Source organism: uncultured Arthrobacter sp., assembly GCF_964021775.1.
GTDB lineage: Bacteria > Actinomycetota > Actinomycetes > Actinomycetales > Micrococcaceae > Arthrobacter.
The window spans coordinates 271823-285445 of the sequence record NZ_CAXHZI010000002.1; the positions used below are offsets into that span (position 1 = coordinate 271823).

Here is a 13623-nt window from a genome sequence, read left to right on the forward strand (position 1 = left end):
CTCTCATGAGCACCCAACAACTGATCATCATCGGATCCGGCCCCGCCGGCTACACCGCCGCGATCTACGCCGCCCGGGCCGGGCTGGAACCGCTCGTCATCGCCGGCGCCGTCACCGCCGGAGGCGCCCTGATGAACACCACCGAGGTGGAGAACTTCCCCGGCTTCCCCGCCGGCGTCCAGGGCCCGGAGCTGATGGACGGTCTCCAGCAGCAGGCCGAGAAGTTCGGCGCCCAGGTGGTGTTCGACGACGTCACCGAAGTCCAGCTCACCGGCCACCTCAAGCGGGTCGTCACCGGAGCCGGCGAGACCCACGAGGCGCCCGCCGTGATCCTCGCCACCGGGTCCGCCTACAAGGAACTCGGCCTGCCGGAGGAGAAGAAGTTCAGCGGCCACGGCGTCTCCTGGTGCGCCACCTGCGACGGCTTCTTCTTCCGCGACCAGGACATCATCGTGGTCGGCGGCGGTGACTCCGCCATGGAGGAAGCGACCTTCCTGACCCGCTTCGGCAAGACCGTGACCGTCGTCGTGCGCAAAAACGAACTGCGGGCCTCCCGAATCATGGCCCAGCGCGCCAAGGACAACCCCAAGATCCGCTTCGCCTGGAACTCGGCCGTCACCAAGATCCACGGCGAATCCAAGGTCACCGGCGTCACCCTGACGGACACCATCACCGGGGAAACCCGCGAACACGCCGCCACCGGCATCTTCGTCGCGATCGGCCACGTGCCGCGCACCGAACTGCTGACCGGCCAGGTGGAGCTTGACGCCGAGGGGTACATCAAGGTCGACTCCCCCACCACCGTCACCAACCTCAGCGGCGTCTTCGCCTGCGGGGACGCCGTGGACCACCGCTACCGGCAGGCCATCACCGCCGCCGGCACCGGTTGCGCCGCCGCCCTCGACGCCGAACGCTACCTCGCCGCCCTCGACGACGCGGACAGCATCGCCACCGCCCTGGTCGAGGACCCCACCCACGCCTGACCGACGCCTCCCCGCCCGGCCGGTCCCACGAGGACCGGCCGGACGGGGCAGCAAATGACCCGCCACCCCACCGGATGAAACAGAGGACACCATGGCTGTACCCAACACCCTTCCCGTTGTTGTCATCGGAGCCGGACCCATCGGCCTCGCCGCGGCTGCACACCTGCTTGAACGCGGCCTGGAACCGCTGATCCTCGAGGCAGGCCCGGCCCCGGCCGCGGCGATCGGACAGTGGCGCCACATCCGGCTGTTCTCCCCGTGGCAGTACAACACCGACGCCGCCGCCGTCCGCCTGCTCGCCGCGACCGGCTGGGAACCACCCGCGCCGACCGCGCTGCCCACCGGAGGCGAGCTCATCGACCAGTACCTCACCCCCCTGGCGTCGCTGCCCGCGATCGCGTCCCGCCTGCACACCGGCGCCCGCGTCATCGCGGTGACCCGCCTCGGGATGGACAAAACCCACTCACGGAACCGCGGCACCACCCCCTTCGTGGTCCGGGTCGAACACGCCGACGGCGAAGTCCGCGACTACCAGGCCGCGGCCGTCATTGATGCCTCCGGCACCTGGTCCACCCGCAACCCGCTCGGAACCTCGGGCCTGCCCGCTGTCGGCGAAACGGCCGCCGCTGCCCACGTTTCTTCTCCGCTGCCGGACGTGCTGGGACGCGACCGTGCAGCGTTTGCCGGCCGTACCGCCGTCGTGGTCGGTGCGGGCCACTCAGCCGCCAACACCCTGATCAACCTCGCCGAACTCGCGGCCCGGGTGCCCGGAACGAAGATCATCTGGGCGATCCGCGGCGCTTCGGCCGCCAAGGTCTACGGCGGCGGCGACGCCGACGGCCTCGCCGCCCGCGGTCAGCTCGGCAGCCGGCTCCGCTCGCTCGTTGAGGACGGCACCGTGGAACTGCACACCGGCTTCGGGATCGCCGGCCTCGCCGCGGAGGGCGGCGCCGTCACGCTGACCGCCACCGACGGCCGCACCCTCGGCGCCGACGTCGTGGTTCCGGCCACCGGGTTCCGCCCGAACCTGGACATGCTGCGGGAACTCCGGCTGGAACTCGACCCGGGTGTCGAGGCGCCGCGGGAACTCGGGCCGCTGATCGACCCCGAGTTCCACTCCTGCGGCACCGTGGAGCCGCACGGTGCCCGGATGCTGGCCCACCCGGAGCAGGATTTCTACATTGTGGGCATGAAGTCCTACGGCCGGGCCCCCACCTTCCTGCTCGCCACCGGCTACGAACAGGTCCGCTCCGTCACGGCCGCCCTGGCCGGAGACCGTGAGGCCGCCGACACCGTCCAGCTGGAGCTGCCGGAAACCGGCGTCTGCTCCTCGGACATCGGCACCAGCTGCGACGTTCCCGCCGTGGCCGACGTGGCCGCCGCGGGGTTCGTGGCGGAAACCTCCGGCGGCTGCTGCGGAGCGCCAGAACCCGTGCTGGTGGGATTCCCCACCGGGCTGGCCCACGGCCGCTCCGGCGGGAACTGACCACCCGGACCGGGACCTTCCCTGTGCCTACGCACGCTCCCACCCGGATCCTCGCCGCGGAGGGTGCACCGCGCGGCGGCCTGGCCGCGCTGTGCATCACCCAGACGACCGGGTGGGGCGTGCTTTATTACGCGCTGATCGCGGCGGTCCGGCCCATCAGCGAGGACACCGGCTGGGAGCCGGCCCTGGTGACGGGAGCCTTCTCCGCCGGGCTGCTGATCTCCGCGGTGGCCGGCATCTTCGTCGGCAGGATCCTCGACCGGACCGGGCCGCGCACACTGATGATCGGCGGATCCCTCCTCGGAGTGCTGGCCCTGGTCCTGGTGGCGGCGGCACCCAGCCTGCCCCTGTTTTTCGCGGCCTGGCTGCTGGCCGGCGGTGCGCAGGCCGCAGTGCTGTACCAGCCGGCTTTCACGGTGATCAGCCGCTGGTACGGACCGGCCCGGCTGCGGCCCCTCACCATCCTGACCCTCGCCGGCGGATTCGCGTCCACCATCTTCGCCCCCGCCACCGCCGCCCTGGCTGCCCAATTCGGCTGGCGGACCGCCTTTGTCATCCTCGCCGGGATCATGGCCCTCATCACCGTTCCGCTGCATGCCCGCTTCCTGAACCGGAGCTGGTCCCCGTCTGCCGGCGGCACCAATGCCGGGGGCAAATCCGGCGGCACCAACGCCCGGGAGCACCATGCGCTCGCGCGGGCCGTGCGGCGAAGCCCGGAGTTCCTTGGCCTCCAGGCGCTCATGGTCCTCCTTGGCTTGGGCCTGTACACCGTGACGCTGAACATCATCCCGCTGCTGCTCGAGAAAGGCGCCGACTACACCACGGCCGCGCTGGGGCTTGGCCTCGTGGGCGCCGGCCAGGTCGGCGGCCGGCTGTTGTTCGCCGTCATCCCCTCCGCTGCCCGGCTGCCGGTCATTACCGGAACGGCGGCGGCTGCCCTGCTGACCCTGGCGGCCGTGCCGGGTCCGGTGCCGGTGCTGGTCACGGCCGGGATGCTCGCCGGCGCGGTCCGCGGGTGCCAGACCCTGCTGCAGGCCACGATTGTGGCCGACCGCTGGGGCACCCGAAACCTGGGCACACTGCAGGGAATCTTCTCGGCCCCGCTGACAGCGGTCACCGCCGTAGCCCCGGCTGCAGGCCCCGTGCTGGCGGCCTGGCTGGGAACCTATACGGCCATGACGTACGCCATGACCGCCGCAGCCGGAACCGCGGCCGTACTCGCCGCCGTCGCGGGCCTGCGGGCCGCGCGGCCAGATCCGGTCGGCTGAGCGCCGACCGGTCACCGGCGCCTTCAGCCACAAACCCGCGCCGCCAGCCGCGATAATGAGGGCATGGACATTCGCCTGCTGACCATCCCCGGTTGCCCCCACGGCGCCTCCGCCCGGGAACTCTTCGCCAGGGCCCTGGAACAGGAGGGCCTCGATCCGGCGCTGCTCACAGTCACAGACATCACCACGCAGGCCGAAGCGGCAGGAGCGTCCTTCCACGGATCGCCCTCGTTCATCATGGACGGGATCGATCTCTTCCCGTCCAGCGCGGCCCCGGCGGTCAGCTGCCGGGTGTACCGGGGCCGGGACGGGCTGTTCAGCCAGCCGGACCTGGAATCCCTCCGCACCGCAATCCGCGAGCGCGGACGCTTCGGACGGCGAGGGACCTGAGCCATGGGACAGCAGCCAGCCCAACCGACAAAGGACGAGATCACCGCCGGGTACCGCCGCACCATCCGCGACCTCGACACCTGGCTGGAGAGCGCCACACCCGCGGAACTCGAGCGGGCCAGTAACGGCACACGCTGGACCAATGAGCAGCTGCTGTTCCACATGGTGTTCGGCTACATGGTCGTCCGCGCCCTGCTGCCCCTGGTTCGGACCGTCAGCCGCCTCCCCGCACGCGCCGGAACCGCCTTTGCCGCCGGATTGAACGCCGTCACCGGCCCCTTCGACGCGGTGAACTACTGGGGTTCGCGCGCCGCCGCCCTCGTCTACAACAGGCGCAGGATGGCCAGGAAACTGAACAAGACCATCACTGCGCTGACCCGGCGGCTGGAACGCGAGAGCCCCGCCTCCCTGGCCAGGTCCATGCCGTTCCCGGACAGGTGGGATCCGTTCTTCAAGCCGGTGATGACGCTCAACGACGTCTACGCCTACCCCACCCTGCACTTTGATTTCCACGCCGCGCAGCTGGAACTCCCGACGCCGGAGTGACCGCTTGAGGACCTGAAAGCCGGCATCGGGTGATGGCTGGCAGACTGGGGCAGGAGACTAACGTCCGGAAGCAGGAGGATCCATGACCACCGTGAAGCCAGTCATCGTTTTTGATGTCAACGAGACTCTTTCCGATATGTCCCCGATGGGTGACCGTTTCAGCGAGGTCGGAGCGCCGGCCGCGCTGGCCAAGCTCTGGTTCGCGTCGCTGTTGCGCGATGGTTTTGCGCTCACCGCCAGCCGGGACAACCCATCGTTCGCTGCTATCGGGTCAGAGCTGCTCCGGGGCCTGCTGGCCACCGTGGACCTCAACTGCCCGATTAGCGCCGCGGTGGACCACGTCATGTCAGGGCTCAGCGCACTCGGAGTGCACCCGGACGTCCCAGAGGGGATCAAGGCCCTCGGGGACGCCGGCTACCGGCTCATCACGCTCAGCAACGGCTCGGCCGGGATCGCCGCGAAACTGTTCAGCCAGGCCGGGATCCGCGATCAGTTCGAGTCGCTGCTCTCGGTCGAAGACGCGCCCGCCTGGAAGCCCGCCCCTGCGGCTTACAACTACGCCGCCGCTGCGTCCGGGGCAGAGCCGGCCGGCATGCTGCTGGTCGCCGTCCATCCGTGGGACATCCACGGTGCCGCCCGCGCCGGGCTGCGTACAGCCTGGCTGAACCGGACCGGCGGAAGCTACCCCGGGCACTTCGAGGCACCCGAGTTCACGGTCACCGCACTGACACAACTCCCCGCAGCGCTGGCAGCCGCCTGATCTGGCTCCCGGCCGAGTCCCCGATCAGGGCACTGGCGGTCCCCCGTTGCTTTTGACGGATTGCCGGCGCCCGGGCCCTGACGGTGTTACAGGAGGCTGGCGAGGGCCAGGCCGGCGGCCGCAGCACCGACCGCGGCCGCCGCGGTGCCGATTCCGTTCAGCAGGGCCAGCCCGGTGCGGCCCGACTGGATGAGCCGGACCGTCTCGAAACTGGCGGTGCTGAAGGTGGTGTAGCCGCCCAGGAAGCCGGTGCCGGCGATCGCCTGCAGCTCGGCGGGGGCCGCGTGGACGATGACCGCTCCGGCAACCAGCCCCAGCAGGAAGGACCCGGTGATGTTGATGGCGATGGTGCCCACCGGCAGGGCGGTCCGGAGTTTGGAACGGACCAGCCCGTCCACCACAAAGCGGGTCCCGGCGCCCAGCCCGCCGGCGAGGCCGAGCAGCAGAATGGTCAGCACGTTCACCGTTGGCCCTCCTCCCGGTCATGCCCCGGGGCTGATTGCCGACGTCGGGCCGTGAACCGGGAGTGCTGGGCCGCGGCGGACCGGATCCCCGCGACGGTGGCTACGGCTCCGCCGATCAGCGTGGCGGCGAGATAAACCAGCGCGTCGCTGGTCCGGCCCGCGCCGAGCAGGTTGTTGGCCTCCAGGGCCAGGGTGCTGTAGGTGGTGAACGCACCCATAAATCCGGTGCCGGCGAGCAGGCGGACGATCCTCAGCCGCCCGGCGTCGGGGCCGCGGCGGACCAGTGCCTCGAGCAGGACGCCGAGCAGGAACGCTCCGGCCAGGTTGATGACCAGGGTGGGCAGCGGCCAGCCTCCGGGGGACGGCAGCACGGTGCTCAGACCGTACCGGGCCAGCGCCCCGACAATTCCGCCGGCAACCACAACGAGCACGAACCCGGGGTGCAGGTGGACCGGGCGGTGGGCACGGACCTCCCCCAGGGTCCCTTCGTCAACGTCGCCGGGCGGAGCCGTTGCTGCGGTGTCGGGGGTGGCCGGTTCCGTCACTGGCCCACCTTCGGATGATGTTTGGCCTGCGGGGCGAGCGGGACAACCAGGACTGGCCGGTGCTGGCGGTGGGTCAGATGGACGGCGACGGAACCAACCAGCAGCTCCTCGAAGCGGGCTCCGAGGCCGCGCTCGCGGGTGCCGACGACGATCACGGACGCATCCGTGGACTCGGCCAGCCGCCCCAGCGCCCGGGCGGGATCCCCGGCGAGGGTCACGAAGGACCAGCGCACCCCGCTCGCGTCCAGCGCTTCCCGGAGGTGTTCCCGGATCCCGGCGCTGATCCCTTCAATGTCGTCGTCGATCCCGTCCGGGTCGATGGGCCGCGCTTCGGCCCGCCCGTCCGGTTCTTCGGCGAGGTAGGTCGTCACATCCACATAGGCGCAGACCAGCTTGACGTCCAGGCTGAACGCCAGTTCAGCGGCCCGGTGTGCCACCGCCAGCGGCTGGCCAGGTACGACGCCCATCAGCACGGGTCCGGTGATCCGGCGCGGGCTATAAGCCGCGGGCCCGGCAGCGGGGCGGCTTTCGTTGCCTGGTTCGTTCATGGGCGCTCCTGTCGGTCCCGGTGGAATCCATCACCGTCATGACAAGGCTAAACCCGCCGGGCAGCCTTCACGTTCCACGGCTGGCTGCCCAAAGTCGACGACGGCGGGGGCCCGCCGTCGTCCGCCGCGCTTTTGCGTGCGCGGGACCGCTCCCCTACTGACGTCGCGACGGGTGTCGGCTAAAATCAGGCTCCCCGGGTCAACTGATCCGAGGCCCCGGCGGTGCGGCCAGGCTGCACCGCCGGGCTGAGCAGAGAGGCCAGTCATGGACTTCGCCGCAGCCAGTGAACATCCGCTCGATCCGTTTCCCTCCTACGAAAGAATGCGGGAGGCCGCACCGGTCTTCCACGACGAGCAATCGGGGAGCTGGCACGTCTTCCGCTATGACGACGTTCAGCGGGTCCTTTCCGAACACGAGAGGTTTTCCTCCCGGATGCGCGGCGACGATCCCTCCGAGGCCGGCCATCTGTTCTCGTCCAGCCTGATCACCACAGACCCGCCGCGGCACCGCCAACTCCGCTCCCTGGTCACCCAGGCCTTCACGCCCAAAGCGGTGGACGCCCTCGCTCCCCGCATCGCCGAACTCACCGACGAACTGCTGGAGGGGATCGCCGCGCTCGGCACAGCAGACCTGATCGAGGCCCTGGCGTACCCGCTGCCCGTCATCGTGATCTCCGAACTCATGGGCATCCCGGCCGAAGACCGTGAGCGTTTCAAGCAGTGGTCCGACGTGATCGTCAGCCAGACGCGGACCGGCGCACCAACACAGGAGCACCAGGCCGCGAACCAGGAAATGATGCAGTACTTCCTGAACCTGATCGAACAGCGCCGGAGCCGGCCCGGCAACGACCTGATCAGCAGCCTGCTCGCCGCCGAAATCGACGGGCAGAAACTGGGCGTGGGCGAACTGCTGGGTTTCTGCAGTTTGCTGCTGGTCGCCGGCAATGAAACAACCACCAACCTGATAGGCAATGCGGTCCTTTGCTTCACAGAACTGCCCGGCACCATCGAGAGGCTGCGGCGCGAACCGGCACTGCTTCCCCAGGCCATCGAAGAGGTGCTCCGCTTCCGCTCCCCCGTCCAGTCCATGTACCGGATCGCGGTTGCCGACACCACCCTGGGTGGCGTCCGGATCCCGGCCGGCGCTCCGCTGGTGGCCTGGATCGGCTCGGCGAACCGCGACGACCGGCAATTCCAGCGCGCCGCCGAATTCGACATCGACCGGGACCAGCTCCGGCACCTGGCGTTCGGCCACGGCATCCACTTCTGCCTGGGCGCCCCGCTGGCGCGCCTTGAAGCAAGGACAGCGCTGCAGGCTATCTTGTCCCGGCTGCCGGGCCTGGCCCTGGCCCCGGGGGCGGACCTCCAACGCATGGACAGCACCATCGTTTACGGCCTGAAGTCGCTCCCGGTCAGCTGGCAGGCAGCCTGACTTGCCTGTGCCTGCAGCGTGCCTGCAGACGGCGCAGCGGCTCTGGCCGGGATGTGGGATCGTTGCTAGCGTGGCGGAATGAACCCGTCGAAGACCCCCGCGGAGATCCTCACTATTGCCGGGAACGAGGTTCGCATCTCGAGCCCGGACAAAGTGGTCTTCCCTGAGCCGGGGCTGACCAAGCTCGACGTGGTCCGCTACTACCTCGCCGTCGCCGATGGGGCGCTGCGGGGAGCCGGCGGACGGCCCATGGTGCTCAAGCGCTTCCCCACGGGGATCGACGCCGAGCCGTTCTTCCAGAAGCGCGTGCCGGAAAACCACCCGGACTTCATCGACACGACGACGCTGCATTACGCGTCGGGAACCTCAGCCGAAGAAGCCGTCATCCGGGATGCCGCGGGGCTGGCTTGGGTGGTGAACCTCGGGTGCCTGGACCTCAACCCGCACCCGGTGCGCGCCGGGGACCTGGAACACCCCGACGAGCTGAGGGTGGACCTGGACCCCATGCCGGGAGTCGGCTGGCCCCAAATCGTCGACGTCGCCTATGTCGCGCGGGAGGTGCTCGACGACGTCGGGCTGGTGGGCTGGCCGAAGACCAGCGGTTCGCGGGGCCTCCACATCCTGGTGCGCATCGCGCCCCGGTGGTCTTACCGCGACGTGCGGCTCGCCGCGGAGACCCTCGCCCGCGAGGTCGGGAACCGCGCGCCGGGCCTCGCCACGGCGCGGTGGTGGAAGGAGGAGCGCGGGGAGAGCGTGTTTGTCGACTTCAACCAGAACGCCAAGGACCGCACCGTGGCGTCGGCGTACTCCATCCGGCCGGTGCCGGACGCGCGGGTCTCGGCGCCGCTGACCTGGGAGGAGGTCCGCTCGACCCGGCCCGAACACTTCACGGTGCTGACGGTTCCCGGGCGGTTCGCCGACGTCGGAGACCCCCATGAAGGCATCGACGACGCGGTCGGCTCACTCGACGGACTCCTGGCCCTCGCCGCCGAGCTCGGCCCCGCCGAGAAGCCGCCCCGCGGCGTCGACGGCTCCGGCCGCCGTCAGTCGGTCATGCCGCTGATCGAAGTGGCGCGCACCAAAACCAAACCGGAGGCGCTGGCGGCGGTTGATGAATGGAAGACCCGGCACGCGGACCTCGTCCCGGACCTGCATCCGGCCGACATTCTGGTCGACGGAATGCGCGGTTCGAGTTCGCTCTGGTACCGGGTGCGGGTGAACCTCCAGCACGTCCCGGAAAGCAAACGGCCGCCGCAGGAGCTCATCGCGGACTACGACCCCTGGGCGGGCAAAGAGTGGCCGAGGCGGCCAGGGCCCTGAGGCATCCGGAGCCGGCAAGGGAACCGGGCTGCCTACCGAGGTGGCGGCGTCGAACCGATTTCAAAGCGGTCGCCGTAGACGGACCAGCTGAACGGCGGAACAAGCTCCAGGTTGCCGGCCTCCAGAAGGCTCCTGTGGATGTCCTGGCGCCCATGGCGCTGGTAGTCGCCCCAGGCCTTGAGGACCTTCACCCGGGCCTCCACCACGGCGGCGAGGTACGTCGACTCGTCCCCGCCCCGGGCCGGGGGGTGGTGCGCCTTCCGGGCCGCCGCCAAAATGCCGCCGAACGATTCGTCGTCGTCCCCTGGCCCGTGATTGACCGACACGTCGTAGTAAATCGCAAGCCCCAGCGGCCCGACCCCGTCCCGGACGGCTTCCTGCAGCGCCGGCCCCCAGTAGACGCGGTCCCGTTCCTCCTGCTGGGCCCGCTGGAAAGCAGGGTCATCCGCCGCACTCTTCCAGTCCGCCGGAAAGGACGGATCCAGGAGCCGATGGCTCAGCGCAGGGCGGTCCTTGTAGGGCGCGTCCATGATCTGCTCCAGCTGCGGCAGGTACTGGGCCAACGGATTTCCCGGGGCGGCATTGGTGTAGGCCTGCACGAGTTCGAGCATGTCGCCGGTGCCGCTGCACCAGCCCACGAGGCCGCCGGTATAGCCCCGCCCATCATCGATGTCCTCGATGTAGCCGAACGAGGTGGTCCAGTCAGGCGTAGAGTTCTCGGCGGTGGACGTCAGCTGGAGCGCGATTTCCTTGAACGCCGGGTCGGCAATGTCGCCCCGGGGCCGGGCGCGGGTCTCAGGGCTGTCCTGCCCGCCGAGCAGTCCCCGCAGTCGATCCCACATCAGGCCTCCCGAAGTCGTCGTGACCCGAGACTAACAGCCCACCGGCTACCGAAACAGGGACCGTCCGGCACTGGTCAGCGCAGTTAAACTGATGGGGAATCCACCATCTGGCCGGCAGGGACGGGAATATCAATGGCTACTTTTCGGGAACTCCACCACATGACGGAGCCGCTCCTGCTGCCCAATGCGTGGGACGTCGGATCCGCCCTAACCTTTGCGACGGCGGGATTTCCGGCCGTCGGCACCACCAGCTTCGGCATCGCGGCAAGTGCCGGCCTGCCGGACGGTGGCCGGTCCAGCAAGGCGCTCACCGCCGCACTGGCGGCGCAGCTGTGCCGCCTGCCTGTCCACATCACGGCGGACATCGAGGACGGTTACTCCGATGACCGCGCCGAGGTTGCCGACCTCGTCGCCCGGCTGGCCAGTGTGGGCGTTGCCGGGGTCAACCTGGAGGACAGCACGGACGGGCACTTGGTGGACCCGGCGGCCTTCGCCGGCAAGGTGGCCGCCGTCAAACGGCGCAGCCCGGCCATCTTCCTCAACGCCCGGGTGGACAACATCTGGTTCGGCGAAGAGGCCACCGTGGATGCCGTCCTGCACCGTGCCGGCGTGTACGCCGACGCCGGCGCGGACGGAATCTTCGTCCCCGGCCTCGTGGTGCCGGAGGACATCCGGGCCATCACCGCCGGCATCGGGCTGCCGGTCAACCTGCTGGCACATCCCACCCTGAGTGTTGCGGAGCTGGGTGATCTGGGGGTCCGGCGGGTGAGTTCAGGCTCGCTGCCGTACCGCGCAGCCGTTGACGCGGCGGTGAATGTGGCCACCGCCCTGCGCGACGGCAAGCAGGCGCCGGCCGCCACCCCCTACTGGGAGATGCAGGCGCGTCTGGTCGCGTTCAGCCAGCGCCTCACGGACTGACCGCCGGCCCGCGGGCGTGGCTGGCACCGTGGGGCCCGGGTGTCAATGGCCCGGCTGTCAGCTGCCGGCTACGGCGCGGATTTCGTCCGCGATGGCCCGGCCCAGCAGTTCGGTGCTGCCGCTGCCGCCCAGGTCGGGGGTGAGGGATTCCCCTCCCCTGGCCAGGACGTTCTCGAAGGCCCGCACTACTGTGGCAGCGGCGGCATCTTCGCCCAGGTGCTGCAGCATCATCGCTGCGCTCCAGATCTGGCCCACGGGATTGGCGATGCCCTGGCCGGCGATGTCGGGGGCTGATCCGTGGACCGGTTCGAAGAGGCTGGGGAACCGGCGTTCGGGGTTGATGTTGCCGCTGGGTGCGATGCCGATGGTGCCCGTACAGGCGGGTCCCAGGTCGGAGAGGACGTCGCCGAAGAGGTTGCTGGCGACGACGACGTCGAACCGTTCGGGATGCAGGACGAAGTTCGCCGTCAGGATGTCGATGTGGTAGCTGTCGGTCCTGACGTCCGTGAAGTTCTGCGCCATTAGTTCGACCCGCTCGTCCCAGTACGGCATGGTGATCGAGATCCCGTTGCTTTTGGTGGCCGAGGTCAGGTGCTTCTTGGCCCGGCTGTCGGCGAGGGTGAACGCATATTTCAGGATGCGGTCCACTCCCGTCCTGGTCATGACAGTTTCCTGGATGACTGTTTCCCTGTCGGTCCCCTCGAACATCCGGCCCCCGATGCTGGAGTATTCACCCTCGGTGTTCTCCCGGACCACGTAGAAGTCGATGTCCCCGGGAACCCGGTCCGCCAGGGGGCTCTTGACGCCGGCCAGCAGCTTCACCGGCCGCAGGTTGACGTACTGATCAAAATGGCGCCGGAACTGGAGCAGGCTCCCCCACAGCGATATATGGTCCGGGACCGTTTCCGGGGCGCCGACAGCGCCGAAGAAGATGGCGTCGAAGCCGCTGAGCTGATCGAACCAGTTGTCCGGCAGCATCGTGCCGTGCTTGAGGTAGTAGTCGGCGTTGGCAAAGTCGAAGTCCGTGGTCTGCACCTTAAAGTCGAAGGCCTCTGCCGCCGCTTTCAGGGCCCGGATGCCCTCCGGGACAACCTCCTGCCCAATGCCGTCTCCGGCAATGACGGCAATCTTGTGCGTCCGGGTCATCGGGTTACCTCCCCTCGGGGCATGGCGCCCCGGCCAGAATCGTCGTGCGAACCAGGGTCCTGCTCAGTGCTGGCGAAGTACGCGGCGGCCATGTCCTGCTTGGCACGGCCTTGCGCGGCGACCCGCTCCAGACGCGCGGCAGAGGCCTCGGCGCCGTCAAGGCGAAGACCGAGTCCGCGGGCGGCGTCGAGGATCAGGCGGGCATCTTTCAGCGAGGTGTCGACCGCGAAGGACGCCGGTTCCAGCCGGTCATCTAGGATCAGGCCCGCCTTGGTCCGCAGGAACGGCAGGTCGAGGCCGCCGCCGTCGATCAGGTCAAAGAACTGGCGGGGGTCCACCCCGAGGGCTTCGGCCAGGGCGAGGATCTCCCCGGCAGCGTTTGAGGCGGCAATGACCCAGCTGTTCACCACAAGTTTGAGCCGGGTGGCCGAGCCCCCAGCCGGGTCTTCCCCGGTCCAGATCGTGCGCGCGCCGATGGCGTCCAGAACCGGCGCCACTCGCTCGCGGACGGCTTCCGGTCCCGCCGCGATCACCAGCAGCTGGCCGGCTTCGGCGGGCTCGCGGGTCCCGGACACGGGCGCTTCGACCAGGTCCAGGCCGACCTCGCCGGCCAGGCCCGCGAGGGCCGCTGCGTCGTGCACACCGACGGTCGTGGACTGCACCCACGCGGTGCCCGGCCGGATACCCGTGGCTGCCTGCCGGACTACCTCGGTCACAGCGGCAGCATCAAAAAGCATGGTCAGCACCACATCCGCACCCGCGACCGCCTGGGCCGGGGACGAAGCCACCTGCGCACCCGCGTCGGCAAGCGCGACGGTCTTGGCCTGGTCGCGGTTCCAGACGTGGACTTCATGTCCGGCCCGGAGCAGATTGCGGGCCATCGCGGCCCCCATGATGCCGGTGCCCAGCACCGCCACCGTGCGTTTCGTGTCCATTCCGTCGTCCTCTCGATCGTGATCCGGCCTGGATGACCAG

Annotated in this window: 15 protein-coding genes; 9 read left to right on the forward strand and 6 right to left on the reverse strand. The window is 69.5% G+C overall.

The window, feature by feature from the left end:
* The first annotated feature begins 5 nt into the window (after positions 1-5).
* The 6 genes from trxB (at position 6) to ABIN76_RS03155 (ending at position 5433) form a co-directional block, all read left to right on the forward strand.
* Entirely contained in the window at positions 6-983 is a 978-nt protein-coding gene (trxB, locus tag ABIN76_RS03130) for a thioredoxin-disulfide reductase (protein ID WP_346958254.1), read from the forward strand.
* Positions 984-1074: 91 nt separating this feature from the next.
* The gene (locus tag ABIN76_RS03135; RefSeq protein WP_346958255.1) at positions 1075-2469 is read left to right on the forward strand and encodes an FAD-dependent oxidoreductase; all 1395 of its coding nucleotides are present in this window, start codon (positions 1075-1077) and stop codon (positions 2467-2469) included.
* 23 nt (positions 2470-2492) lie between these two features.
* A complete protein-coding gene (locus ABIN76_RS03140) occupies positions 2493-3737 on the forward strand; it encodes an MFS transporter (protein ID WP_346958256.1) in 1245 nt (414 codons plus the stop codon).
* A gap of 63 nt (positions 3738-3800) precedes the next feature.
* Positions 3801-4127, forward strand: coding sequence for a hypothetical protein (locus ABIN76_RS03145; protein WP_346958257.1), 327 nt, complete (start codon positions 3801-3803; stop codon positions 4125-4127).
* 3 nt (positions 4128-4130) lie between these two features.
* Positions 4131-4673 carry a DinB family protein gene (locus ABIN76_RS03150; RefSeq protein ID WP_346958258.1) on the forward strand — a complete coding sequence of 181 codons (543 nt, stop codon included), beginning with the start codon at positions 4131-4133 and terminating at the stop codon, positions 4671-4673.
* Between the two features lie 82 nt (positions 4674-4755).
* Positions 4756-5433 carry a haloacid dehalogenase type II gene (locus ABIN76_RS03155; protein ID WP_346958259.1) on the forward strand — a complete coding sequence of 226 codons (678 nt, stop codon included), beginning with the start codon at positions 4756-4758 and terminating at the stop codon, positions 5431-5433.
* Between the two features lie 86 nt (positions 5434-5519).
* Here the strand turns inward: ABIN76_RS03155 and crcB are convergent, their stop codons facing one another.
* The 3 genes from crcB to ABIN76_RS03170 are packed head-to-tail and all read right to left on the reverse strand — an operon-like array spanning position 5520 to position 6990.
* On the reverse strand, positions 5520-5888 hold the full coding sequence (crcB, locus tag ABIN76_RS03160) for a fluoride efflux transporter CrcB (protein WP_346958348.1): 369 nt from the start codon (positions 5886-5888) through the stop codon (positions 5520-5522).
* 5 nt (positions 5889-5893) lie between these two features.
* Positions 5894-6442: a CrcB family protein gene (locus tag ABIN76_RS03165; RefSeq protein ID WP_346958260.1), complete on the reverse strand. Its 549-nt coding sequence runs from the start codon at positions 6440-6442 to the stop codon at positions 5894-5896.
* The gene (locus tag ABIN76_RS03170; RefSeq protein ID WP_346958261.1) at positions 6439-6990 is read right to left on the reverse strand and encodes a universal stress protein; all 552 of its coding nucleotides are present in this window, start codon (positions 6988-6990) and stop codon (positions 6439-6441) included. Before ABIN76_RS03170 ends, ABIN76_RS03165 begins: the two co-directional genes overlap by 4 nt.
* A gap of 265 nt (positions 6991-7255) precedes the next feature.
* On the opposite strand from ABIN76_RS03170, the gene ABIN76_RS03175 reads away from it, so the two are divergent.
* The gene (locus ABIN76_RS03175) at positions 7256-8422 is read left to right on the forward strand and encodes a cytochrome P450 (protein ID WP_346958262.1); all 1167 of its coding nucleotides are present in this window, start codon (positions 7256-7258) and stop codon (positions 8420-8422) included.
* Between the two features lie 78 nt (positions 8423-8500).
* Positions 8501-9742 carry a non-homologous end-joining DNA ligase gene (gene ligD / locus ABIN76_RS03180; RefSeq protein ID WP_346958263.1) on the forward strand — a complete coding sequence of 414 codons (1242 nt, stop codon included), beginning with the start codon at positions 8501-8503 and terminating at the stop codon, positions 9740-9742.
* Positions 9743-9774: 32 nt separating this feature from the next.
* On the opposite strand, the gene ABIN76_RS03185 is transcribed toward ligD, so the two are convergent.
* Positions 9775-10584 carry a chitosanase gene (locus tag ABIN76_RS03185; RefSeq protein ID WP_346958264.1) on the reverse strand — a complete coding sequence of 270 codons (810 nt, stop codon included), beginning with the start codon at positions 10582-10584 and terminating at the stop codon, positions 9775-9777.
* A 132-nt stretch (positions 10585-10716) separates the two neighbouring features.
* On the opposite strand from ABIN76_RS03185, the gene ABIN76_RS03190 reads away from it, so the two are divergent.
* Complete coding sequence (locus ABIN76_RS03190; RefSeq protein ID WP_346958265.1) at positions 10717-11502, forward strand: isocitrate lyase/phosphoenolpyruvate mutase family protein; 786 nt, start codon at positions 10717-10719, stop codon at positions 11500-11502.
* Positions 11503-11559: 57 nt separating this feature from the next.
* On the opposite strand, the gene ABIN76_RS03195 is transcribed toward ABIN76_RS03190, so the two are convergent.
* The gene (locus ABIN76_RS03195; RefSeq protein WP_346958266.1) at positions 11560-12648 is read right to left on the reverse strand and encodes a tartrate dehydrogenase; all 1089 of its coding nucleotides are present in this window, start codon (positions 12646-12648) and stop codon (positions 11560-11562) included.
* Positions 12645-13583, reverse strand: a complete 939-nt coding sequence (locus tag ABIN76_RS03200; RefSeq protein WP_346958267.1) for an NAD(P)-dependent oxidoreductase — start codon at positions 13581-13583, stop codon at positions 12645-12647. The genes ABIN76_RS03195 and ABIN76_RS03200 overlap by 4 nt, the downstream gene beginning before the upstream one ends.
* Positions 13584-13623: the final 40 nt, after the last annotated feature.